The sequence below is a fragment of the Bradyrhizobium sp. CB82 genome, assembly GCF_029714405.1.
Taxonomy (GTDB): Bacteria; Pseudomonadota; Alphaproteobacteria; order Rhizobiales; family Xanthobacteraceae; genus Bradyrhizobium.
This window is the reverse complement of record NZ_CP121650.1, coordinates 111,249-134,742: the sequence shown is the minus strand read 5'-3', so window position 1 is coordinate 134,742 and position 23,494 is coordinate 111,249. Positions and strand designations below refer to the sequence as shown.

Here is a 23,494-nt window from a genome sequence, read left to right as displayed (position 1 = left end):
GCGGTAGGCAGTTTCCTGACAGCCGGGGCAAGGCCCCCGCGAAGGAGCTGAACATGGCGCTGATCTGCGGCTGGGGACGTTTCCCGGCCGTCGATACCGACCTCCTGACCCCGCGATCGTTCGATGCGGTCGGCGATGCCATCGCCGCGACCTCCGGCGGCATCGCGCGTGGCAACGGCCGCGCCTATGGCGACGCCGGCATCGGCGTCAGCCAGACCATTGCCATGACGGGCTTCGACCGCGTCAGGTCGTTCGATCCAGCGACCGGGCGTGTTCGCCTGGAGGCCGGCGTGCTGCTGTCGGATTTGATCGACACGTTTGGCCCGCGCGGCTTTCTGCCTTACGTCGTGCCTGGGACCCGCTTCGTCTCGGTCGGCGGCGCCATCGCTGCCGACGTGCACGGCAAGAACCATCATTGCGAAGGCGGCTTCGGCCGCTATGTCGACAGCATTCTGCTGCGCACCGGTACCGGCGAGACCATCGAGGTCTCGCACGAAGCGAATCCGGAGGTCTTTCTCGCCACCATCGGCGGCATGGGCCTGACCGGTGTGATCCTCGAGGCGACGCTCAGGCTGAGGCCGGTCGAGACCGGCTGGATCCGCGAGCGGGTAATCTCGGCGTCCGATTTGCATGCGGCGATGCGCGCGCTCGATGCCGGCGACTCCGCGACCTACTCAGTGGCGTGGATCGATTGCGTGGCACGCGGCAGCGATCTCGGCCGCTCGCTGATCTATCTCGGCGAGCATGCCCGTGCCAGCGAGCTGTCTGATGGTACCGAGGCCTTTCCCCGCGGGCGCGATCCGAGGCTCACCGTGCCCATCGACCTGCCGTCGATGACGCTGAATCGCTTCAGCGTCCGCGCCTTCAACGAGCTCTATTATCGCATGGGTGCGCGCCGCGCCGGCGGCAGTCACCTGGTCTCGATCTTTCCCTATTTCTTTCCACTCGACGGCGTCGGCGCCTGGAATCGCATCTACGGCCGGCGCGGCTTCCTCCAGCATCAATGCGTGATCCCGCAGGATGGTGCGCTTGCCGTGCTCGGCGACATCCTCGATCGCGTCTCCCGGCGCGGCGACGCCTCGTTCCTCACCGTGCTCAAGAAGCTTGGCCAGGGCGACGGCCTGATGTCGTTTCCGATGCCCGGCTACACGCTGGCGCTGGATTTCCCGGTGACCGGAAGCATCATGAATTTCGTCGACGAGATCGACCGTCTCGTCGTCGCAGCCGGTGGCCGGCTTTATCTGGCGAAGGACGCGCGTCAATCGCGCGCCACCTTCGAGGCCGGCTATCCGGCCCTGCAGCGCTTCAAGGAGATCCGGGCATCGCTCGATCCAACCGGGAAAATCCGCTCAAAGCTTTCGCAGCGTTTGTTTGATGAGGTGCGGCCGTGAACTCTCGCAAGATCGTACTGGTGTTAGGGGGCAGCTCCGATATCGGACGCGCCACGGCGCGCAGTTTTGCCAAGGCCGGCTGGGATGTTCAGCTCGCGGGCCGCGAGGCGGTCGCGCTGGAGCCCGATGCCGCCGACCTGCACGCGCGCTACGACATCAATGCCAGCACCCATCGCTTCGACGTGCTGGACACCGCATCGTTCGTCGACTTCGTGGCTGGGCTTCCGGCGCTGCCCGATGTCGTCGTCTCGATCGTCGGCCTTCTGGGCTCGCAGCAGACGGCAGAGCGCGAGCTCGAGCATGCGGCGACGATCATGCGCTCGAACTACGAAGGCCCTGCGCTGATCCTCGGCCTGTTCGCCGAAAAATTCTTGGCGCGCGGCAGTGGCTCGATCGTCGGGGTGTCCTCGGTCGCGGGCGACCGCGGCCGCGCCTCGAACTACGTCTACGGCTCCGCCAAGGCCGGATTTTCCGCGTTCCTGTCAGGCCTGCGCGCCCGCACGAGCCGCGGCGGAGTTCACGTCGTGACCGTGAAGCCGGGCTTCGTCCGCACCAGGATGACCGAGGGCATGAAGCTGATCGGCCCGTTGACCGTGGAGGCGCCCGTGGTCGGCGATGCCATCTTTGGCGCTGTCGAGCGCCGGACCGACGTCGTCTATGTCAGCGGCAAATGGCGCCTCGTGATGCTCATCATCAAGGCGCTGCCCGAAGCCGTCTTCAAGAAGCTGAAGTTTTGAAGGGTGTTACCGCGTCGGGACTGCGCTCCCTCGCCCGCAAGCGGGAGAGGTGAAACCCTTACGCGTCCTTGCGCTGGAACTGCCCGGCGGGGCGGAAGCGCCAGAGATATTGCGGGGCGATGCCTTCGAGCGAATCCGGCGCGATGCCGAGGCCTTCCAGCGTCAGGCCGGCCCCCTTCGCGGCCTCCGAGACCACATTGTTCTTCTCGAGCAGCGTCACCTGGTCCGGCGTCAGCTTGAACGCGCCCGGCGCGAATTGCAGGAAGTTGGCCTGGAAGCGCGCCAGTCCGAACGGCAGCGGCACGAGCATCCGCTTGCGATTCGTGATCGCCAGGATGGCCTCGATGATCTCGCGCATGGTCAGAACTTCCGGCCCGCCGAGCTCGTAGGTCGCACCCGCCTTGGCCTTGCCGTCGACGGCATCGGCAATCGCGGTCGCGACGTCCCGGACATAGACCGGCTGCATCTTCGTCTCACCGCCGATCAGCGGCAGCACCGGCGACATCCGCGCCAGCGCCGCAAAGCGGTTCGTGAACTGGTCCTCAGGGCCAAACACCACCGAGGGACGGAAAATCGTGGCTGAGGGCACCGCGGCCAGCACCGCCTTTTCGCCGAGCGCCTTGGCGCGGGCATAGCGCGAGGCCGACTGCTCGTCGGCGCCGATCGCGGAGACGTGCACGAGGGAAGCGCCGGCCGCGGCTGCGGCCTTGGCGACGGTCTCGGCGCCCTTGGCCTGAACGGCATCAAAAGTCTGCCCGCCGCTCTCGGCGAGGATGCCGACCAGGTTGATCACGGCACGCGAATCACGCAGCGCCGCCTCGACCGAGGCCGGATAGCGCAGATTGGCCTGCACGGTGTGGACCTGCCCGACCCTGCCCGAGGGCTGGAGAAAGCCGGCGAGCTCCGGCCGCCGCACCGCGACCCGGACGCGGTAGTCGCGCTTGCACAGCGCGCGGACGACGTTTCTGCCCAAAAACCCCGATCCGCCGAAAACCGTGACGAGGGTGTCGAGATTCGATGCCATGGGGGTCCGTTCCTGCCGAAGGCTATACCTGAGGCAGGCTTGTATCGGGCCGGTTTGCGATGCGCAATCGGCTCGCCACGTTCGATTTGACAAGCGCGTCATCGATCCGTAGTAACCGCCCCCGTGCCTAACCGGCATGCCCAGGTGGCGGAATTGGTAGACGCGCTGGCTTCAGGTGCCAGTGGCTTCACGGCCGTGAAGGTTCGAGTCCTTTCCTGGGCACCATTTTTCTCGGTAGCTCCCTGATGTGACGGCCGAATCGAGGCCTGGGCGCTGCCATGGGTCCGAAGGGCTGCCTCGCGCCGAACCATTTCGGCCGGTTCCTGATCCCAGAAATCCCGCCCTACCTTCTCCGCTCCGATTAAGCCGTCCTTAGCGTTTGGAAATTACGGTTTTGCCGTCCATTTCCCTGCTCCCCGGCCTCTGGCCGGCCATGCCAATCAGTCAAGAGCGCGTATTCGAATGGAGCAGCCCCAATGGCAGCGCGATCTCGCCGGATCGGAGCCGTTACCGTCTCTTTCGGCGTCGCCGCGCGCGCTCGTCATTGACCTCGAGGGCGCGCTGCTGCGCTCGAACCTGCTGCTGGAGGCGCTGTTCAGCAGGCCCGGCCGGATGCTGGCCCGCTTCGGCGCGGGCGGACAGGCGGGCATGGCGCCGCTCACGGACATTCTGGCGCGCGCCAAGATCGACTACGCCCATCTTCCCTATGATGCCGACGTGCTCAACCGCGCGCTGGCGGCGCGGGCGCGGGGCGAGCGGATCTATCTCGCCGCCGGCCGCTTCGAGGCCCACGCCGCGGCGATCGCGGCGCATCTCGGCTTCGATGGTGTGGTGACGTCGGCGGATCTCGCCGCAGGCGATGGGGCTGCGCCGCCGTTCGACCCGCGATCCACCGGTCACATCGCCGACCAGCGGGCCAGCCGTCAGGTCGGTTGGCGAATTTGGCTGCGGGCGCTGCGCGTCTATCAATACGCCAAGAACTCGCTGGTGTTCGTTCCCCTGGTCACGGCGCATCAGATGAGCCCATCGGCGCTGGGCGCGGCGCTGCTGGCGTTCCTGGCGTTCTCGGCCTGCGCGTCGGGCGCCTATCTGATGAACGACCTGCTCGACCTCGCGGCCGACCGGCAGCATCCGACAAAGCGGCATCGTCCGCTCGCGGCCGGCGACCTGCCGATCGCATCGGCGCTGGTCGCCATACCGCTGCTGTGGCTCAGCGCCCTCGCCGCCAGCCTGTGCATCTCCGGCATCTTCGTCGCCGTCCTCACCGGCTATCTCGTCACCACGGTCGCCTACTCGCTGTTCCTGAAGAAGAAGATGCTGCTCGACGTCGTCACGCTCGCCGGCCTCTACAGCTTGCGCATCGTCGCCGGCGCCGTCGGTGTCGGCGTGGTGCTGTCCGAATGGCTCTTGATGTTCTCGCTGTTCGTGTTCACTTCGCTGGCGCTGATCAAGCGCTTCAGCGAGTTGACGCTGCGTCAGGGCGCAGGCCTTTCCGATCCCGCCAACCGCGATTACAGGATCGGCGACCTCCAGGTCATTGCCGCGATGGCGGCGGCGAGCGGCATGAACGCGGTGATCGTCTTCTCGCTCTACGTCTCGTCCTCGGCGGTGATGTCGCTCTACAGCCGTCCCTGGATGCTGTGGCTGCTCAATCCGCTCCTGCTCTACTGGTTCGGCCGCGCGCTGATGATGGCGCATCGCCGCGAGATGCCGGACGACCCGATCCTCTACACCTTCAAGGACAACGCCAGCCGCATCACCGTGGTGGCGATGATCTCTATCATGCTGGCAGCGATCTGATGACCGAGACAAGTCTGAGCATGCCTATCGACCGGCGGGAGCGCGCTACGAGCCTTCCCGCTCCCTTCATCGAGGCGCTAACGATTGCCGTGGCCGGCTCGCTGCTGTCGATCCTTACAAGCGGATTTGTCTTCGGCGTGGAAAACAACATCTTCCACCTCCCGATCGTCGCCGGGCTCTACAATGAGCCCCAATACCAGGACGATGTGTTCATCCAGTCGATGCGCTACTTCGCGTCCGGCATATGGATCGTGCTCGGGGATACCCAGAAATATCTCGGCCACACCGAGCAGATCTTCTTTGCCCTGAATTTTCTGTCCAGGCTGATCTCTGTCCTTGGCTTCCTGTGCTGCGCTTCGCTGCTTGGCATCACCGATCGGCGCGACAGGATCGTGTTCACGCTGCTCGTCTGCTCGATGCCGCTGCTTTTCGGCTACAGCCCGGCCGGCACCGGTGGCCTGTTCATCAACTATTTCACGCATTCGGAGATCGCCAATGGCACGATTCTGCTGGGGATCTATTTCGCGGCGCGAGGGCGGTTCACGGCGGCGACCGTGGCGTTGGGAATAACGTTCTTCGTCAACGCGTTCATGGCGATCTGGCTCGCGCCGTTGCTGGCGCTGATCGCCGTTTGTCTCCTGATCAAGAAGGAAACGAGCCTCGGTGCGATCTGCGTGCGGACGGCGATCGGCGCTGTGATCAGCGCGCCGATCATGTTTCCGGTGCTCCATGCGATCCTGACCAATCCCGAGCTCGGAAAGTCGCTTGGCGTCGATTATGCTGTTTATCTCCGCGAATATTTTGCCGGCCATTCCCTGATCGACTCGATCGCGCCTTCCAGCATCCTCGGGATGTTTGAGGTCGCTGCCCTCGGTGCAATCGCGCTGTACTGGTTCGGGCCAACGGCTCGCGAGCTGCAGGCGGCCTATCTCGGGGCGATCGTCCTCTATCTGCTTGGCGTCGTGGTGCCATCCTTCAGCACGTCACCCTTCCTCCTCAACATTCAGCTTCTTCGCTCGGGGACGATCATTCATCTGTTGGCCGGGCTTGCCGTTGCGGCCCTGGCCACGAGCTGGTTGCGTCGTGACAGTTCTGCGCTGTTTTTACCCGGCTGCGCGGTCGTATTGACGCTCTATCTGGGCGACGTTGCATTTCTGGCTGCCATGCCAATCATCCTGGCAACCCGACGGATCCACGCAGCGACGGAAGCCCTGCCTCCCTATCGTCGCAAGCTGGGTTACGGGATGCTTGCGATGGCTGGAGGCGTGCTGTTTCCGGTGTGTGCCTGGCATTATTTCGTGTTCGATCGGGCTTATTCCGCGGCGGCCCGGGAATGGGCGGATGTGGGCAGCTGGGCGCGTACATCGACGCCAACAAGCGCAACCTTCATCGTGCCGCCGAGACCCAACATCGAGGCGGAGCCCTCGCCTTCCATCACGGACATCGCCCTGTCGCGGGCGGGCAATTTCGAATTCGTCTCGCACCGCCGGGTCTGGGTCGACTACAAGCGCGGAGCGGCCGCGATGTGGACGCCATCCTACTATTCGGTCTGGCATGAGAGGATGACCGAGACGGCTGCCGCGAACGATCACGCGTCGCGGCTCGGCTACGCCGCGCGCAAGGGCATCGGCTACGTTGTCGAGATCTGCGATACGATGCCGTCTCAGGACGCAGGCGATGTGCTCTTCCGCACCGCGCATCTCTGCGTGTCCGCCGCCAAACGCCAGGCTGCGGGGCTCTGAAGGCGCCGGGGCGCTCCACATGGCCAAGGAGAACGCACAGCGGCCGAACTCGACGGGGACGTCAGTCGGGAAGGTTGAGCTCGCCCTGTCGCATCCCGGTGGCGGTCTCGGTCAACTGCCGAGCGCCTGGCTGATGGGCTTTGCTGCGCTCCTCGCCATCCTGGTCCTTGCAAGCTTCGTCGTCGATGGCAATTCGAGTGGGGCACTCGGGTGGGATCTTCACGTGAACTGCGCCGCGGTCGAGGCCAATATGGAGGGGCTTGACCCCTACATCATCAACAATCTGCGGGACACGACGTTCGCGTACCCCTATCTGCCGGTGACATTGGATCTCTTCCGGCCCTTGTGCTCCGCGGGACTACTCGTCGATCATCACAGGGCCGTCTATCTCGTCCTTGCCATTCTCTGCGGACTGCTGTTGCCCGGTCTTGGCGCGCCCCGTGCGGGCCTGCGCGACACATGTTTCAGAGTACTTTGTGCCCTCGGAGCGTTCGTCGGTTTCGAATGGACACTGGCTTCCGGAAATTTTTCGATTCTGACCGGCTTGCTGACGGCGGTTGCGCTGGCGCTCCTGCTCGGTGGCAGTCTCCTTGAAGAGGAAGACAAGACGAGTTTCATGCTGCGCTTGCTTGGCGCCGCCATGCTTGGCCTCGTGACTTCATTCAAGCTGGTCTTCTGTCCGGTCCTTGCCTCACTCTACTTCCTGCCGCAGCCGCGTTTTCGCAAACTCATCCTGATCGCCGCCGCGGTCGGCATGTTCATCTTGCCAATCCTGATTTCGATGGTGTTTTACGCGGACCTCTTCGGAAGCTGGCTCCGCGCAATCTCCGGTCAGATTCCCGGGCAACTTGGCGTTGCCCAGGACAGGATGAATCCCTCGCTCTTCATTCTCGTCCAGGGCCTGGCAAGGCATTGGGGGCTGGCGGACAGCGGACCGATCGTCTTCGCCCTCTATGGTCTTGCGGCGATCGCGCTGGTGCTGGCGCCATTCGCCGTGTCGGTGTCTCGCGCAATCGGGGGTCAGGCCGAAACCGGCTGGATTGCGGACAGGATCGACCAATGGCTGATCGATCATCCCCGCGAGGCGGCGCGCATCACGGTTCTCGCAATGTACGCGCTCTATCTCTGTTCGCCGCGGCTCAAGGAATATGCCTTCTTTGAACTGGCGATCTATGCCGCTGTTCTCGTCGTCGATCTTCCAGCCATGGCCATCACGGCCGTCCTGACGGTCGCAATCCTCATTCCAACCTCGGTATCCATCTCCGGCGGCGCCATCGAAGGCAGCTTCCTTCAGCTCGTCGCAGCGCTGCTATGCTTCTGGGTCTTCCTGGCTGATTTTCGCAAGTTCTATAGTTCCTGAGGTCAGCTTGCGCGGATATCTGCCAACGGATACACCGCCAGCCGGCCCTCGCCAGTTCCAGTTCCGGGCATTAGCCTCGTGCGAGGGCATCGATTTGACTGAGGTTTGAAACGCCATGACCGTACGCCTGCATCGCGGCGATCTGCCGGACCTGTCCCGCTACACCGGGTCGGTCGCGATCGATACCGAGACCATGGGCCTGAACCCGCATCGCGACCGGCTGTGCGTCGTGCAGCTCTCGCCGGGCGATGGCAGCGCCGACGTTGTTCAGATCCCCAAGGGGCACACCGACGCGCCGAACCTGAAGGCGCTGCTCGCCAATCCCTCCGTCACGAAGATCTTCCATTTCGCGCGGTTCGATATCGCCGTGCTGTACGAGGCCTTCGGCGTGATGACGACGCCACTCTACTGCACCAAGATCGCCTCGCGCCTGACCCGCACCTACACCGATCGCCACGGCCTCAAGGACCTCGTCCGCGAGGTGCTCAACGTCGACCTGTCCAAGCAGCAGCAATCGAGCGATTGGGGCGCGGACAGCCTGAGCGAGCCGCAGCTCGCCTACGCCGCCTCCGACGTCCTGCACCTGCATGCGCTACGCGAACGGCTGGATGCCATGCTGGTGCGGGAGGGCCGCACCGATCTGGCTCAGGCCTGCTTCGAGTTCCTGCCGACGCGGGCGAAGCTCGATTTGCAGGGCTGGGAGGCCGAGGACATTTTTGCGCATTCCTGAGGTGTTTTACCTCTCCAGCTTGCGGGGGAGGTCGACGCGCGAAGCGCGGCGGGTGGGGCTCTCTCCCCTTGGGCGGTCTCTCCCGTGGAGGCACCCAAACCCCGGCCCTCTCCCGCAAGCGGGAGAGGGAGAAGCCGGCCGCCCTGTTTCGGACACAGTCGTAACAGCCTGTCGCGGGCTGCATATTCCGGCGGCGCCGGATACAATCGGGCGTCAACAGACACCCCGGAGCAGCGGTGAATTCGGTCCAGACCCCAGCCTATGATGCCCTGGAGGCGCGCTTCGCGGCAGCGGCGCGTCACAGCCGGCTGGTCCACATTCTGCGCATCGCCGTGCCGGTGACGGTCGTCGTGGCGATGGCCATGATCGTCTTCGTCTCGGCCTTCAACAAGTTCCGGACCACGAAGGAAGTGGCTTTCGATCCCGGAAATCTGGTGGTCTCCGGCACCAAGATCACCATGGAAACCCCGCACCTGTCGGGCTACACGCCCGACCAGCGACCCTATGAGCTCTGGGCCAAGACGGCGACCCAGGACATCAGAGATCCCGACCATGTCGATTTGCACAAGCTCAGGGCCAAGCTCCTGATGCAGGATCAATCGACCGTGTTCCTCGATGCCCTCAACGGATACTTCGACAACAAGCAACAGCAGCTCGATCTTCGCAAGAACATCGTGCTCACCACCTCGACTGGTTATGAAGCCCATCTCAGCCAGGCCTTCGTCGACATGGTCAACAACACGGTCACCTCGGATGAACATGTCGACGTCAAGCTGACCAACGGTACCCTGTCCTCCGACCGCCTGAAGATCATGGAGGGCGGCGACGTCATCCGCTTCGAGGGCAACGTCGTGATGTACCTCGACAAGCTCAGCACCGACGAGCCGGTTGCCGCCCCGCAAGTGCCCGTCGAGCCCGCGCCGCCGCCGAAAACGCGCGTCCTCCAAAACAAGTCTGCGACTTCAAGATGACCTCGATGACGAAGCATTTTTTGCGCAACGGTTTTTCCCGAAACCTTGCGTTCAGCGCCGGCGCCCTCGCGCTTGGAGGGGCGTTGATTGCCGTCGCGCATGCGCAAAGCACCATGCAGGGCGTGCCCAACGCGATGCAGGGGTTTTCGCAGAACCGCGACCAGCCGATCCAGATCGAGGCCGCCTCGCTGGAGATGCGGGACAAGAAGAAGGAGGCGACCTTCGCCGGAAACGTGAAGGTCATCCAGGGCGACACCACCATGACCTCGAAGACGCTGGTCGTGTTCTACGAATCGAGCGGCTCGAATTCGGGACAGCCGGCGCCGCAGCCGGCGAAAAACGCCAAGTCAGCCTCGATGCAGTCGGCAACGCCGGGGCCGGGCGGCAGCTCCTCGATCAAACGTCTGGAAGCCCGCGGCAATGTCGTGGTCACCCAGAAGGACCAGGTGGTGACCGGCGAGACCGCCATCTTCGATACCAAGACCAATCTGATCACGATGCTGGGCGGCGTGGTCCTCACCCAATGCAAGAACGTGCTGCGCGGCGACCGGTTGATGGTCGACATGACCACCGGCGTGTCCCGCGTGGAATCCGACAGCGGCAAGGTGCAGGCCCTGCTCCCGCAGGGCGGCGGCGGCGATTGCGGCCCGGCCAAGCCCGGCGCTGGCCCGCCTTTGGCGCTGCCGGGTGCAAGCAAACCGAAGTAGTTTCAGCAGCTTACATCTTGTGCTGTCGGAGCGAGGTTGAAGCCTGCCCGACAAGACTGTATCTACCCGGGCGGGCTCGGCAGCGAGATCCGCCGAAACGGATCGAGGGTGTTCTCTGGGCAAGACACACCCTTTCACTCATGCTGTGCCGGCGAATCGCGCCGGTGCGGCAGAGCGCGGGATCACCGTGCAGGATCGTCGTGAAAGGCTTGAGACAGCGGGGATGGTCGATTTATTCAGCATGTTCCGTCGGCGCCCCGCCAAACGCGGCCGGCCAGGATTTGCGCGCCTCCGCGACGACATCACCACGCTCGGTGACAGCGTCGGCAGTCTCCTGACCAGCCCGGTGCGGGACGCCCCGCCGATTGCGCGCGAGCAGCCAATCCCGGTGCAGGAGCCGCCGCGGCCGCGCCCCCAGCCCGCCAGACCCGTCCAGACCACCAGGTCCAATGGCTCGGGTGGTCCGCAGCTCCTGCGACGACCGGGCTTCCTGGCTGTGCATAGCGTGGAGAAGAGCTTCGGCAGCCGCCAGGTGGTGCGCGGCGTCAGCATCTATGTGCGCCGCGGCGAAGCCGTCGGCCTGCTCGGTCCGAACGGCGCCGGCAAGACCACCGTGTTTTACATGATCACCGGGCTGATCAAGGCCGATCGTGGCGCGATCGAGCTTGACGGCCATGACGTGACGAAGCTGCCGATGTATCAGCGCGCGCGGCTCGGCATCGGCTATCTACCGCAGGAAGCCTCGATCTTCCGCGGCCTCACCGTCGAGCAGAACATCCGCGCCGTGCTCGAAGTGGTCGAGCCGTCGCGCAAGAAGCGCGAGCAGCAGCTCGACTCACTGCTCGACGAGTTCAACATCACGCGCTTGCGAAAATCACCGTCGATCGCGCTGTCCGGTGGCGAGCGCCGCCGCGTCGAGATCGCGCGCGCGCTGGCGACGCGCCCGAACTACATGCTGCTCGACGAGCCCTTCGCCGGCATCGATCCGATCGCCGTCGGCGACATCCAGGACCTGGTGCGCCACCTCACCAACCGTGGCATCGGCGTGCTGATCACCGACCACAATGTGCGCGAGACGCTCGGACTCACCGATCGCGCCTATATCGTCTATGCCGGCGAAATCTTGACCGAGGGTACCCCGGATGAGATCGTCAACGATCCGGACGTCCGCCGTCTTTACCTTGGCGAGGAGTTCCGCCTCTAGCCCGATTTTTGCGTTCGTCAAGACGTGTACATCGGGCTCGGACTAGGATAAGCAAAAATCGGACCAAATTTTTGGGAACGGTTCTTGCTTTATGGCGCTGACGCAGAGATTAGAGTTCCGACAGTCGCAGTCGCTGGTGATGACGCCGCAGCTGATGCAGGCGATCAAGCTGCTGCAGCTGTCCAATCTCGATCTCACGACCTTCGTTGAGGAGGAACTCGAGCGCAATCCGCTGCTTGAACGGGCCAATGACGAGCAGCCGGCGAGCGATGCTCCGCCCGAGGCGGCCCAATTCAGCGATGGCGACGATGCCGGCGGCCGCTACGGCGACGAACCCGGCGGCGGTTCAGGCGAAGCCTTCGAGCCGGGCCAGGAAGAGTGGATGAGCAAGGATCTCGGCACCCGCGCCGAGATCGAGCAGACGCTGGATACCGGGCTGGACAACGTCTTTTCGGAAGAGCCTGCGGAAGCCGCGGCGCGCAATGCGCAGGATGCGGCGCCGAGCGTCTACACCGAATGGGGCGGCGGCGCCTCCGGTGACGAGGACTACAACCTCGAAGCTTTTGTCGCGGCAGAGACGACGCTGTCCGACCACCTCGCCGAACAGCTTTCGGTCGCGTTCAGCGCGCCGGCGCAGCGCATGATCGGGCAATACCTCATCGACCTCGTCGATGAGGCCGTCTATCTGCCGCCGGATCTCGGCCAGGCCGCCGAACGGCTTGGTGCATCGCAGCGGGAGGTCGCGGACGTTCTTGCGGTGCTGCAAAAATTCGATCCTCCCGGCGTTTGCGCTCGCTCCTTGAGCGAATGCCTGGCGATCCAGCTTCGTGAGCTCGACCGCTACGATCCGGCGATGCAAGCGCTGGTCGAGAATCTCGATCTCCTGGCCAAGCGCGACATCGGGGCCTTGCGCAAGCTCTGCGGCGTCGACGACGAGGACATCGCCGACATGATCGGCGAGATCCGCCGCCTCGATCCCAAGCCCGGCATGAAGTTCGGCTCCGCGCGGCTCCAGACCATGGTCCCGGACGTCTATGTCCGCCCGGGTCCCGACGGCGGCTGGCATGTCGAGCTCAACAGCGACACCTTGCCGCGTGTGCTCGTGAACCAGACCTATTATTCCGAGCTGTCGAAGAAGATCGGCAAGGACGGCGACAAATCCTATTTTACCGATGCCTTGCAGAACGCGACCTGGCTCGTGCGCGCGCTCGATCAGCGCGCCCGCACCATCCTGAAGGTTGCAACCGAGATCGTGCGCCAGCAGGACGGCTTCTTCACCCATGGGGTCGCGCATCTGCGCCCGCTCAATCTGAAAGCGGTTGCCGACGCCATCCAGATGCATGAATCCACGGTGTCGCGCGTCACCGCCAACAAATACATGGCGACCAATCGCGGCATCTTTGAATTGAAGTATTTCTTCACGGCGTCGATCGCGTCGGCCGATGGCGGCGAAGCGCATTCCGCCGAAGCCGTCCGCCACCACATCAAGCAGCTGATCGATTCGGAGGAGCCGTCCGCAATCCTGTCGGACGACACGATCGTGGAACGGTTGCGTGCGTCCGGCATTGATATCGCCCGGCGCACGGTTGCGAAGTACCGCGAAGCCATGCGCATTCCCTCTTCGGTACAACGCCGTCGCGACAAGCAGAGCGCCCTTGGTAACGTCCTCTCCACTGCCCTGTCCGATCGCTCCCGCAACACCGAGCCGGCCTGATTGCGCGCGCCTCAAATCGCGCTACTCTCGACCCCCCATCGCGACCGATCCAAGCTAGGCAGCAACCAAGCGAGGCATCACCATGACTCTCCGGATTTCGGGCAAGAGCATCAGCGTCGGCGAAGCCCTCCGCGGCCGCGTCGCCGAGCGCACGGACGAGGTTTTGCGCAAATATTTTGACGGCAATTATTCCGGCCACATCACGTTGAGCAAGGACGGGTTCGGCTTCCGCACCGATTGCGCGCTGCACCTCGATTCGGGGATCACGCTGGAAGCCGATTCGAACGCGCCGGATGCCTATGCGAGCGCCGACCAGGCGCTGCTGATGATCGAGAAGCGGCTCAAGCGCTACAAGAGCCGGCTGAAGGACCGCTCCGCCCGCAAGGCCGCTGCGGCCTCCGCCGCGCTGGCCGCGCTGGACGCCACTGCTTACGTGCTGGAGGCCCCCGGCGAGGGCGAGGACGAGGTCACCGGCTACAGCCCGGTGATCATCGCGGAATCGACCACCTCGCTGAGGCAGCTCTCCGTCAGCGAGGCCGTCATGGAACTCGACCTCAGCGGCGCCCACTGCCTGGTCTTTCAGCATGGCTCGAGCGGCCGGGTGAACATCATTTACCGCCGGCCGGACGGCAATGTCGGCTGGATCGACCCGCCGGCGGCCAAGTCCGGAAACTAAACTCCGGGAACTAAGTCCGTCGGCCAGCCCCGCCGGCCATTTGGGGCCTCGCGCCCCTTCCCCCGTAGGACTCCTGTCTTTAAGGAAGACCACGGTAAAAGGCGTTCGCGGGAGTTGGCACCGGGATTGCGTTGGAGTAGAAGCGCCCCACATCAGGACCGGGGGCTAAGTCCGCCTCCTGCTTCACCTTATTGACGCCGGCCAAATCTGGTCTTCCAAGTTGGCCAATTCGGAACCTGACGGTCTTAATTCACCTCGGAAAGCTCCATGCCGATTACCGATCTGGTCGCACCCGAGGCGATTCTCCCGGCATTGAAAGTCAACAGCAAGAAGCAGGCCTTGCAGGAACTGGCTGCCAAGGCCGCCGCGCTCACGGGGCAGAACGAGCGTTCGGTCTTCGAGGTGCTGTTGCAGCGGGAGAAGCTCGGCACAACCGCGGTCGGCTACGGCGTTGCGATTCCCCACGGCAAGCTGCCCAAGCTGGAAAAGATTTTTGGCCTGTTCGCGCGGCTCGATCGCCCCATCGATTTCGAGGCGATGGACGGCCAGCCGGTCGACCTCGTCTTCCTGCTGCTCGCACCTGAAGGCGCGGGCGCCGATCATTTGAAGGCGCTGGCGCGCATCGCGCGTCTTCTGCGTGACCAGGACATCGCCAAGAAGCTGCGCGCCTCGCGCGACGCCCAGGCGATCTATTCGGTGCTGGCGCTGCCGCCCGCGACGGCGGCGTGACTTCGAATCCAATCGGTAGAATGAAAACGGGCATGCCCGTCGCGTAACGGTGCCCGCTTGAATTCCTGATTCGCGCTGACAGCGTGTAGGGGCGCCGTTCGCACGGTTCAGCAGATCGTCGGCAGCAGGCGGCGGACTTCGTCGAGTAGATCGGGGATCGCCATCTTGTCGCCCGCGAGGTGCCTGAGCAGCGCGCTCTGGAACAGGCCGTCGAACAGCGCATAGAGCGCGGCCGGCGACGACGCCGGCTGCTTGCCGCCGAGCTCGGCATAGCGGGACGTGATGCGCCAGATCATCGCCTCCAGGCTCTTGTCGATCTCGAGCACGTCCTTGCGAAACGCCGCCTCGAACATCGCCTGCGAGCGCAGGTCGTACCAGAGCCGGTGCATGCGGGCTTCGTTCTGCAGCGTTGCCGCAAGCTTGGCGAGAAAACCCTCCGTCAATTCGTCGCGGCTCCTTGCGGTCGTGACGACTTCGTCATATCGCGTCACACACTTCGCCTTGTAGTGGCGCACGCAGCAGCAGATCAGGTCGAGCTTGTCGCTGAAATAGTAGTGGAACACACCGTGCGTGAACGCCGAGTTCTGCGCGATCTCGCGCAGGCTGGTGCGTGCGAAGCCAAGCTCTCCAAGCGTTTCGAGCGCGGCCTCGGCAAGCTCGATGCGTCGCGCGTTGAACTTCTCGTCTCGCAGCATCTCGGCCGCGTCAGCCACGCGCTGGGCCGCCCCCGTCATCTGCCGCGCCATTTCGTTCCTTCCTCAGTCTTGGTCTTTCAAGGACTTATACCGCGACGCCCGCGGCATGGCTTCCATCTCTCACAACCATTTCCTTAGACGACTGTCAAATTCCATCTTGACAAGTGTCAAGTTTCTGGCGGAGGCTCGCGGCAACAATTTGGACAGTCGTCAAGACGCGTGATCAGGGAGGAACGTTTGGCCGGGTGCGGCCCGAGGCCTGCGCACGTCGACCCGGCCGGTCGACATGGATTGCGACCACGGCAGCGCACGCGCAGTGCCGGAACGACCGCGATCAGCGGCAGCACGAATCAATCATCAGCAACGGAGGAGCAAGCCATGGGTGGGAAGAGCCTTGCAGGTCGAAAAGCCCTGGTCACCGGCGGCGCCCGAGGGATCGGCGCGGCCATCGCACAGGCGCTGGCGCGAGCCGGCGCCTCGATCATGATCGCCGATATCCTGGAGGATGCCGGCCGGGCCAGCGCAGCCGCGATCGCGAAGGAAGATGTTGCGACGGGATTCGTCCAACTCGATGTCGCCGATGATGCTCAATGGGAGCGAGCGGCGGATGCGACCATCGCGACCCTCGGCGGCTACGACATCCTGATCAACAATGCCGGCATCGAAATCACCTCGCTGGTCAGCGAGATCAAGGCTGAAGACGCGCGGCGAATGTGCGACGTCAATATCGTCGGCACCGTGCTGGGCATGAAGCATGCCTTCCGCGCGATGCGGCCCGGCGGGCCCGCCGGAAAGGGCGGCGCGATTGTCAACATCGCCTCGGTTGCCGCAACCATCGCGTTCCCGAGCATCGCGGTCTACTCCGGCACGAAATCCGCGGTCGACCGCATGACGCGGGTCGCGGCGATGGAAGCCGGCAAGCTCGGCTATGGCATCCGCGTCAACTGCATCTATCCGGGTTTGATACCGACCGACATGGGCATGCAGCTCGCCAACGACATCGTCCAGGTCGGGCTTGCGCCTGACGTCAATGCTGCGGTCGGCTCGGTGGTCGAGCAAACCCCGCTCGGGCGGCTCGCTGAAGTCACCGACATTGGCGATGCCGCGGTGTTCCTGTGCTCGAATGATGCTCGCTTCATCACCGGCATTGGCCTGCCGGTCGACGGCGGCATGGGCATGTAACGACAACGCCGACAACGAGTATTTCGGAGGATCGCAATGAGCGAGAAGAAGCCCGTCATCGTCTATGGCGCTTCCGGCTACACCGGCCGGCTGGTCTGCGAATATTTGCGCGAGTACAACATCCCCTTCATCGCCGCCGGCCGCAGCGCCGAGAAGCTCAACGCCGCGATGACGTCGAACGTGGCCGGCATCGAGACCGCCGACTACGAGGTGGTGGCGGTGCCGCACACCGTGGCCGCGCTGACTGAACTGTTCAAGGGCGCTTCGGTGGTGCTCAACACCGTGGGCCCGTTCGCCAAGTTCGGCGGCGAGGTGATCCAGGCCTGCCTGGCTTCCAAGTGCCACTACACCGACACGACCGGCGAGCAGGACTGGCTGATCACCGTCGAGCAGGAGTGGGGCGCGAAGTTCGCCAATGCCGGCCTGCTGCTCGCGCCGGGCATCGCGCAGATGTATACCACCGGCGAGATCGCCGCGCAGCTGTGCCTGGAGACCCCCGGCCTCGACACGCTGGACATCGCCGTGTTCTGGGGCGGGAGTCCGACCATCGCCTCGACGCAGACCATCCTGGTCAACGCCGCGATGGCCAAGGCCTACTACCTAGAGCAGAACAAGTATGTCGAGCATCAGCCCGATGCCGGCCTCTACAATCTCGCCATCCCCGGCCAGCACGAGCTGGCGCTGGCGCTGCCCTGGGGCGGTACCTCGCACCCGGTGTGGTTCAAGCGCGATCCGCGCGTGGCCAACGTGAAGGTGCTGGGCGGCGTGTTCAACCGCGCGCTGATGATGGGCGTGCCGCAGATCGTCGCCGCCGCGATGGAGGCGACCAAGGACATGAACCCCGACGACCGCTACGCCGCGCTGGCGCAGACCGCGGCCGGCGTGATGAACACCATGCCACCGCGCGAGAACCCGCGCGTCAACAAGTCGATGGATTCGGTGCATGCTTCCGGCCCGTTGGGGCGCGCGCACTGCATCATCTATGGCAACAGCAACTACAAGCAGACCGGTTTGCTGCAGGCCTATGCCGCGGCGCATCTGCTGCAGCAGCCGCCCAAGCGCGTGGGCTTCGCCTCCGGCTGTCAGGCGTTCGGCCATCGCGAGCTGCTCGGACAATTGCGCAGCTTCGGGCTCGTCAGCAAGCCGATTCTGACCGTGCAGGATTAGATAAATCGTGGGTGGCGCGGTTCTCCGCGTCACCCGCTGCCGCTTCGGGAGCGACCATGGGCTTCACCGACTATCTCGACAAAGGCGCTTCGCTCGGCGCCGACGCGCCCTGCTTCACGATTGGCGGACGCGATTTCAGCTATGACGAGGTGCAGCGGCTGAGCTACCGCATCGCGCGCGGGCTCGACCGGTCGGGCATTGCCCCCGGCGATAAGGTCGCCATCTTGTCGGGCAACGATCCGCTTGCCTTCAGTTGCGTCTTCGGCATCTCGCGCGCCGGCGCGGTGTGGTGTCCGATCAATCCGCGCAACGAGGCTGCCGAAAACAGGTTCATACTCGATCAGTTCGATTGCAGCCTGCTGCTGTTTCATTCGAGCTTCGCCGCCATGATCGAGGCGGTGCGCAACGAGTTGCCGAAGCTGCGCGTGCTGGTCTGTCTCGATATCGAGCTGCCGTTCGCACCCTCCTTCGAGCGCTGGCTCGATGGCCTTGCCGACGACTTCTATCGACGGGAGCCGGTCGACGATCTCGCGATGATTCCGGGCACCGGCGGCACCACCGGCAAGCCGAAAGGTGTGATGCTGTCCGGGCGCAACATCGAGGCGATGACCGCGTTGACGCTGATGGGCTATCCGTTCAGGGGCCGGCCCGTCTATCTTGCCCTGGCGCCGCTGACGCATGCCGCCGGCGTGCTCTGCTTTCCAATCATGACGCTCGGCGGGCGCATCGTGATCATGGCTCATCCCGATATCGGCGAATTCCTGACGCTGATCGCGCGCTATCGCGTCACCCACACGTTTCTGCCGCCGACCGTGATCTACATGCTGCTGGATCATCCGCAGCTCGGTTCGACCGATCTCGCCTCGCTGCAGTGCTTCTGGTACGGCGCCGCGCCGATATCCGCCGCGCGGCTCGAGGAAGCCTTGCAGCGGATCGGGCCGATGGCCCAGCTATTCGGTCAGACCGAGGCGCCGATGATGATCTCGATGTTGCCGCCGGACGGGCATTACAATCCGGACGGCAGCATCGCACGACACCGCCTCGCCTCTGCCGGGCGGATCAGTCCGCTGGTGACCGCCGGCATCATGGACGGCGATGGCAATCTGCTGCCAACCGGGTCGCGCGGCGAAATCGTGGTCCGTGGTTCGCTCGTCATGATGGGGTATTACAAAAATCCACAAGCGACGGCCGAGGTCTCGGCGCATGGCTGGCACCATACCGGCGACATCGGCTACATCGACGGCGACGGCTACCTCTACATCGTCGATCGCGCCAAGGACATGATCATCACCGGCGGCTTCAACGTCTACTCGATCGAGGTCGAGAACGCCTTGCGCGCCCACGAGGCGGTGCAGGATTGCGCGGTCATCGGGCTGCCCGATCCGAAGTGGGGTGAACGGATCGTGGCGGTGGTGCAGCCGCGTGCCGGCCATAGCATCGACCCGGCGGTGCTGGCCGCCTTCGTCAAGCAGCAGATCGGTAGCGTCAAGACGCCGAAGCAGATCGAAATCTGGGACGATCTTCCGCGTTCCAAGGTCGGCAAGGTGCTGAAGCCGGACATCCGTGCGCGATTGACCTGATCGAGCCTGCCGTCATCAAAGAAAATGCGCGGGCTCGCTCGATTTCGACTGAGCAAACCCGCGCATCCGAACTCGGGGATGCTGAATGATGGCGCTACGTCAGTGCACGCTCACCGCCTGCAACTCGTTGCTCCAGGCATTCGCGATCGCGGCTTCGCGACTGTCGGTCAGCATGATCGGCGTGCCGTCGGCGGCGTGGAGGGCGAAGAGTTTCAGGCCCGGCGCAATCTTGGGCGCCTCGGGAAACAGGCCTGGCACGTCCTCGGAGCGGATCTGCTTCACATAGGCGATGTGGCCTTCGCCGAGGGTCGCCAGCGTCTCGGGTGAGACGTTCTGGGCTTCGTATTCGAACGCAACTTGACCGTTACTCATGGTCTCGACTCCTCTGGGAAACTAAGCGGTCGAGTCCGCTACTCGTTCCATTATTCGTGCTCATTGATAGCGATTGTCTTAACGATCTTTTCCGGTTCCGGCCGGGCAAGATCGATCGACAGCAGCCCGTTCTTCAGATCCGCACCCAGCACCAGCATCCCCTCCGCCAGCACGAAGGTGCGCTGGAAGTGGCGCGCGGCGATGCCGCGATGGATGTATTGCCGGGTCTTGTCGTCCTGCTGACGCCCGCGGATCACGAGCTGGTTTTCCTCAATGGTTACATCGAGTTGGTCGCGGGTGAAGCCGGCGACCGCCAGCGTGATGCGTAAGCGCTCGGGTTGACCCTCCGACCGATCGCACCTCTCGATATTGTAGGGAGGGTAGCCGTCGGCGCCTTTGACGACACGATCGAGCACGCGCTCGATCTCGTCGAAGCCCAGGAGGAACGGACTGGATAACGTGGGAACACGAGACATAGTTTACAAAGTCCTCTCGGAAAGCGACTTTGATGTTTCAGGGCCCACAATGGCACCCCTTGTGACCCAATATGGGCACATCCCCGTGCAGGTTCAAGCACCTAGCCGGGGTTTGCACAGGCTCCATTCCGGAACGATCCGAAGCAACGGGTACGGAATCCCGTATGCGGCTCCCCAACCCGCACAAAAGATGTTGGTCGTAAGCGTGGAACTCTAAAGCGTTGGCTGTCCGCTGGCCGATTGATTTGAGTTGATAGATACCTTGGCGGAATGAGCTTTCGCAGCTCTCCGGGCCTCACGAAGTGGAGATTTTCAGCAAACTGCGGAAAGTCATAGAACGTCGGATTCGATGTGGCGATGATCGGGATGTGCAGATTGGAATGCAAACTCCATCCCATTCGGGCGTGCGCGGCCCGTAAACATAGTGATCGGGGGCATATGCTCGATCGTTGTGGGGATGCTGGTACAATAGATGCAGCGAGTTTCGCTCCTCAGAAGCGCGTTTAAGTTTCTGCTTTTTTGTCTTGCCTGACCCATCTGCTGATCACCAATTGCATTCTCAGGCCATATAGATATCCAACGGCTGACAACCAGCATTGAATCGAGGCGCAAGCCGTTGGAGCGCGGAGACTATCAAGGGCGCGGCGGTAGCGGCACAGGATCGGACATCGCATGAGGTCCGAGAAGGGCCTCTGGACTAAACCGCTCGCGCGGTAAGGCGCTGCGGCAAGCGGGGCGGCCAAGCCGATAGCGCCAAGGGGCGTCCTGTCTTGAGATTGAGGGGTTGCAACAACCTCACTCAAGACAGGAGCATCCCCATGACCGACGAGGCAGTGAGCCCATTGCGCCGGCGCATGATCGAAGACATGACGATCCGCAAGTTGGCCCCGAAGACCCAACATGACTACGTGCAAAGGGTCAAGAACTTCGCGGCGTTCCTCGGGCGCTCGCCCGATACGGCGAGCTTCGAGGACGTGCGCCGCTACCAGCTGCATCTGGCGGCGAGCGGTGTTGGCGCGCCGACCATCAACCAGACCGTCTCGACATTGCGGTTCTTCTTTAAGGTCACGCTCAGGCGCCACGAGATCGTCGAGCACACCCATGTCATCCACGAGCCGCGCAAGCTGCCGGTGGTGCTCAGCGTCGAGGAGGTGGCGCGCCTGCTCGATGCCGCACCGGGGCTGAAGTATAAGGCGGCGCTGAGCGTGGCCTATGGCGCCGGCCTGCGCGCCACCGAGGTGGTCTCGCTCAAGGTTTCCGACATCGACAGCAAACGCATGATCATTCGCGTCGAGCAGGGCAAGGGCGGCAAGGACCGTAACGTCATGCTCTCGCCCAGCCTGCTCGACCTGCTGCGCGCCTGGTGGAAGGCGTCGCGCCCGCAGGGCTGGCTGTTCCCGGGCCGCGACCCGGCCCAGCCGATGACCACGCGCCAGCTCAATCGTGCCTGTCACGCCGCGGTCCAGATGGCGGAGATCAAGAAGCGCGTCTCGCTGCATACCTTGCGGCACAGCTTCGCCACCCATCTGCTCGAGCAGAACATCGATGTCCGTGTGATCCAGGTCCTCCTCGGCCACGCCAAGCTCGACACCACGGCGCTCTATACCCGCGTCGCCACCAAGACGATCAGCGAAGTCATGAGCCCGTTGGAGCAGGTCGCGCTCAAGCTCAAGGAGATCCGGCCGCCCAACTGACGCGCGGCAATGTCGCGCTCGGCGTTGGAGGTTGCGGATATCTTCCGCAGCCATGGTCCGGCGTGGCGCAAGGCCCATGCCGGTCACGTCAGCCTCGACCAGCTCAAGGTGATGTCGGCAATCGAGCGCTGCCGCACGGCAGCCCTCGGCGGCCATGTCGCGCGCTGCGCGGACTGCGCCTACACGACCATCGCCTACAACTCCTGCCGCAACCGGCACTGTCCGAAGTGCCAAGGCGCCGCCGCGAAGGAATGGCTTGCCGACCGCGAAGCCGACCTGTTGCCGGTACCGTACTATCATGTCGTGTTCACGCTGCCTGTGGCGATCGCCGACATCGCCTACCAGAACAAGGCCGCCCTATACGATCTCCTGTTCAAGGTGTCGGCCGAGACCATGCTGACGATTGCCGCTGATCCGAAGCATCTTGGTGCCAGGATCGGCATCACCTCCGTGCTGCACAGCTGGGGCTCGGCGCTCACCCATCACCCGCATGTGCACATGATCGTGCCGGGCGGCGGCATCGCACCCGACGGCCAGCGCTGGGTGTCCTGCCGGCCCGGATTCTTCCTCTCCGTGCGCGTGCTCTCCCGCCTGTTCCGACGACTGTTCCTGGAGAAGCTCGTCGCCGCGCACCAAGCCGGCCGCCTGAGCTTCTTCGGCGATCACGCCTATCTCGCCGAGGCGCAATCCTTCGCGGCTTATCTCGCACCGCTACGCAAGGCGGAATGGGTTGTCTACGCAAAGCGCCCGTTCGGCGGACCTCAGGCAGTGCTGGCCTATCTGTCGCGCTACACCCACCGCGTTGCCATCGCCAACAGCCGCCTGATCGCCTGCGACCAGCAAGGCGTCACCTTCAAGTGGAAGGACTACCGCGTCGAGGGCCGCAATCGATACAAGCGCATGACGCTCGCAACAGACGAGTTCATCCGCCGCTTCCTCATCCATGTGCTGCCAAAAGGCTTGCATCGCATCCGCCACTACGGCCTGTTCGCCAAAGGTGCTTGCGCCGCCAACATCGCCCGCGCGAGGGAACTGCTCGCCGCTGCAACACCTGAAGCCGAGCCCAGCACTGCCGCTATCGACCCCGGCAAGCCGACCTGCCCATGCTGCGGCGGTCACATGATCATCATCGAGGTCTTCGAGGCCGGTTGTACGCCACGTCATCGGCCGACAGCTCCAACGAACCGCTTCAGGATCGACACCTCGTGACCGCGTCACAATCCCGCAAATCTCCTCATTGTGCTCGCCATCTCTCGATCGGCCACCGGAAAGCGCGTTCTGATATCCGGCTGTCACCGCAAATCGTTCGACAATTTACAGCGCTCGGCACCATCCGCAGTCATTCGTCCGCCGCTCAACTGTCGAACAGCTCGTTGCATCGGCTCGATTCAAATCCGCCAGCTCGCCCGCGGCGCCCAAATCCCCATAGCGCATGCGGCCCCACCTTACGTTCCCTTACGCGCGGTTTCCTCCCTTGGAGGCTTTCGGACGCCAGCCGCCCGAAGCCGCGGCGCCATCCCTCACGCGGCCGGCATCCGAAACC

At 63.9% G+C, this 23,494-nt stretch carries 21 protein-coding genes and 1 tRNA gene; 18 read left to right on the top strand and 4 right to left on the bottom strand.

Annotated features, from left to right (window positions below; translation table 11 throughout):
* The first annotated feature begins 53 nt into the window (after nucleotides 1-53).
* Together QA640_RS00595 and QA640_RS00590 are read left to right on the top strand one after the other, a co-directional pair.
* Nucleotides 54-1,391 (top strand): FAD-binding oxidoreductase, encoded by a 1,338-nt coding sequence (locus QA640_RS00595; RefSeq protein ID WP_283038873.1) that lies wholly within the window; start codon nucleotides 54-56, stop codon nucleotides 1,389-1,391.
* Complete coding sequence (locus tag QA640_RS00590; RefSeq protein ID WP_283038872.1) at nucleotides 1,388-2,128, top strand: SDR family oxidoreductase; 741 nt, start codon at nucleotides 1,388-1,390, stop codon at nucleotides 2,126-2,128. The genes QA640_RS00595 and QA640_RS00590 overlap by 4 nt, the downstream gene beginning before the upstream one ends.
* Before the next feature lie 58 nt (nucleotides 2,129-2,186).
* Here the strand turns inward: QA640_RS00590 and QA640_RS00585 are convergent, their stop codons facing one another.
* A complete protein-coding gene (locus QA640_RS00585) occupies nucleotides 2,187-3,152 on the bottom strand; it encodes a complex I NDUFA9 subunit family protein (protein ID WP_283038871.1) in 966 nt (321 codons plus the stop codon).
* A 138-nt stretch (nucleotides 3,153-3,290) separates the two neighbouring features.
* Between QA640_RS00585 and QA640_RS00580 the strand changes: the two genes are divergently transcribed.
* The 11 genes from QA640_RS00580 to ptsN all read left to right on the top strand — a co-directional run bounded on the left by QA640_RS00580 (nucleotide 3,291) and on the right by ptsN (nucleotide 14,785).
* Nucleotides 3,291-3,377, top strand: a tRNA-Leu gene (locus QA640_RS00580).
* Between the two features lie 237 nt (nucleotides 3,378-3,614).
* Nucleotides 3,615-4,952, top strand: a complete 1,338-nt coding sequence (locus QA640_RS00575; RefSeq protein ID WP_283038870.1) for a UbiA family prenyltransferase — start codon at nucleotides 3,615-3,617, stop codon at nucleotides 4,950-4,952.
* The gene (locus QA640_RS00570; RefSeq protein WP_283038869.1) at nucleotides 4,952-6,694 is read left to right on the top strand and encodes a DUF6798 domain-containing protein; all 1,743 of its coding nucleotides are present in this window, start codon (nucleotides 4,952-4,954) and stop codon (nucleotides 6,692-6,694) included. The genes QA640_RS00575 and QA640_RS00570 overlap by 1 nt, the downstream gene beginning before the upstream one ends.
* 19 nt (nucleotides 6,695-6,713) lie before the next feature.
* A complete protein-coding gene (locus QA640_RS00565) occupies nucleotides 6,714-8,054 on the top strand; it encodes a hypothetical protein (protein ID WP_283038868.1) in 1,341 nt (446 codons plus the stop codon).
* Between the two features lie 115 nt (nucleotides 8,055-8,169).
* Nucleotides 8,170-8,784: a ribonuclease D gene (locus tag QA640_RS00560; RefSeq protein WP_283038867.1), complete on the top strand. Its 615-nt coding sequence runs from the start codon at nucleotides 8,170-8,172 to the stop codon at nucleotides 8,782-8,784.
* A 236-nt stretch (nucleotides 8,785-9,020) separates the two neighbouring features.
* Nucleotides 9,021-9,755: an LPS export ABC transporter periplasmic protein LptC gene (gene lptC, locus QA640_RS00555; RefSeq protein WP_283038866.1), complete on the top strand. Its 735-nt coding sequence runs from the start codon at nucleotides 9,021-9,023 to the stop codon at nucleotides 9,753-9,755.
* 5 nt (nucleotides 9,756-9,760) lie between these two features.
* Entirely contained in the window at nucleotides 9,761-10,462 is a 702-nt protein-coding gene (locus tag QA640_RS00550) for an LptA/OstA family protein (protein ID WP_283038865.1), read from the top strand.
* A 223-nt stretch (nucleotides 10,463-10,685) separates the two neighbouring features.
* A complete protein-coding gene (lptB, locus tag QA640_RS00545) occupies nucleotides 10,686-11,666 on the top strand; it encodes an LPS export ABC transporter ATP-binding protein (RefSeq protein ID WP_283038864.1) in 981 nt (326 codons plus the stop codon).
* A gap of 91 nt (nucleotides 11,667-11,757) precedes the next feature.
* Nucleotides 11,758-13,380, top strand: a complete 1,623-nt coding sequence (gene rpoN / locus QA640_RS00540; RefSeq protein WP_283038863.1) for an RNA polymerase factor sigma-54 — start codon at nucleotides 11,758-11,760, stop codon at nucleotides 13,378-13,380.
* Between the two features lie 82 nt (nucleotides 13,381-13,462).
* Nucleotides 13,463-14,056: a ribosome-associated translation inhibitor RaiA gene (gene raiA / locus QA640_RS00535; RefSeq protein ID WP_283038862.1), complete on the top strand. Its 594-nt coding sequence runs from the start codon at nucleotides 13,463-13,465 to the stop codon at nucleotides 14,054-14,056.
* A 267-nt stretch (nucleotides 14,057-14,323) separates the two neighbouring features.
* A complete protein-coding gene (gene ptsN / locus QA640_RS00530; RefSeq protein WP_283038861.1) occupies nucleotides 14,324-14,785 on the top strand; it encodes a PTS IIA-like nitrogen regulatory protein PtsN in 462 nt (153 codons plus the stop codon).
* Between the two features lie 107 nt (nucleotides 14,786-14,892).
* Here the strand turns inward: ptsN and QA640_RS00525 are convergent, their stop codons facing one another.
* Complete coding sequence (locus QA640_RS00525) at nucleotides 14,893-15,531, bottom strand: TetR/AcrR family transcriptional regulator (RefSeq protein WP_283038860.1); 639 nt, start codon at nucleotides 15,529-15,531, stop codon at nucleotides 14,893-14,895.
* 327 nt (nucleotides 15,532-15,858) lie between these two features.
* On the opposite strand from QA640_RS00525, the gene QA640_RS00520 reads away from it, so the two are divergent.
* From QA640_RS00520 to QA640_RS00510, 3 genes are read left to right on the top strand one after another with little or no spacing between them, the layout of a single operon-like run.
* On the top strand, nucleotides 15,859-16,662 hold the full coding sequence (locus QA640_RS00520) for an SDR family oxidoreductase (protein WP_283038859.1): 804 nt from the start codon (nucleotides 15,859-15,861) through the stop codon (nucleotides 16,660-16,662).
* Nucleotides 16,663-16,698: 36 nt separating this feature from the next.
* The gene (locus QA640_RS00515; RefSeq protein ID WP_283038858.1) at nucleotides 16,699-17,829 is read left to right on the top strand and encodes a DUF5938 domain-containing protein; all 1,131 of its coding nucleotides are present in this window, start codon (nucleotides 16,699-16,701) and stop codon (nucleotides 17,827-17,829) included.
* 56 nt (nucleotides 17,830-17,885) lie between these two features.
* Nucleotides 17,886-19,409 (top strand): AMP-binding protein, encoded by a 1,524-nt coding sequence (locus QA640_RS00510; RefSeq protein WP_283038857.1) that lies wholly within the window; start codon nucleotides 17,886-17,888, stop codon nucleotides 19,407-19,409.
* Between the two features lie 99 nt (nucleotides 19,410-19,508).
* Here the strand turns inward: QA640_RS00510 and QA640_RS00505 are convergent, their stop codons facing one another.
* Both QA640_RS00505 and QA640_RS00500 read right to left on the bottom strand, forming a co-directional pair.
* On the bottom strand, nucleotides 19,509-19,781 hold the full coding sequence (locus QA640_RS00505; protein ID WP_283038856.1) for a DUF1150 domain-containing protein: 273 nt from the start codon (nucleotides 19,779-19,781) through the stop codon (nucleotides 19,509-19,511).
* A 50-nt stretch (nucleotides 19,782-19,831) separates the two neighbouring features.
* Nucleotides 19,832-20,257 (bottom strand): Hsp20 family protein, encoded by a 426-nt coding sequence (locus QA640_RS00500; RefSeq protein WP_283038855.1) that lies wholly within the window; start codon nucleotides 20,255-20,257, stop codon nucleotides 19,832-19,834.
* Nucleotides 20,258-21,075: 818 nt separating this feature from the next.
* Between QA640_RS00500 and QA640_RS00495 the strand changes: the two genes are divergently transcribed.
* Both QA640_RS00495 and QA640_RS00490 read left to right on the top strand, forming a co-directional pair.
* Nucleotides 21,076-21,951 (top strand): tyrosine-type recombinase/integrase, encoded by an 876-nt coding sequence (locus tag QA640_RS00495; RefSeq protein ID WP_283038854.1) that lies wholly within the window; start codon nucleotides 21,076-21,078, stop codon nucleotides 21,949-21,951.
* A 9-nt stretch (nucleotides 21,952-21,960) separates the two neighbouring features.
* Nucleotides 21,961-23,160, top strand: coding sequence for an IS91 family transposase (locus tag QA640_RS00490; RefSeq protein WP_283038853.1), 1,200 nt, complete (start codon nucleotides 21,961-21,963; stop codon nucleotides 23,158-23,160).
* The last annotated feature ends 334 nt before the right edge of the window (nucleotides 23,161-23,494 follow it).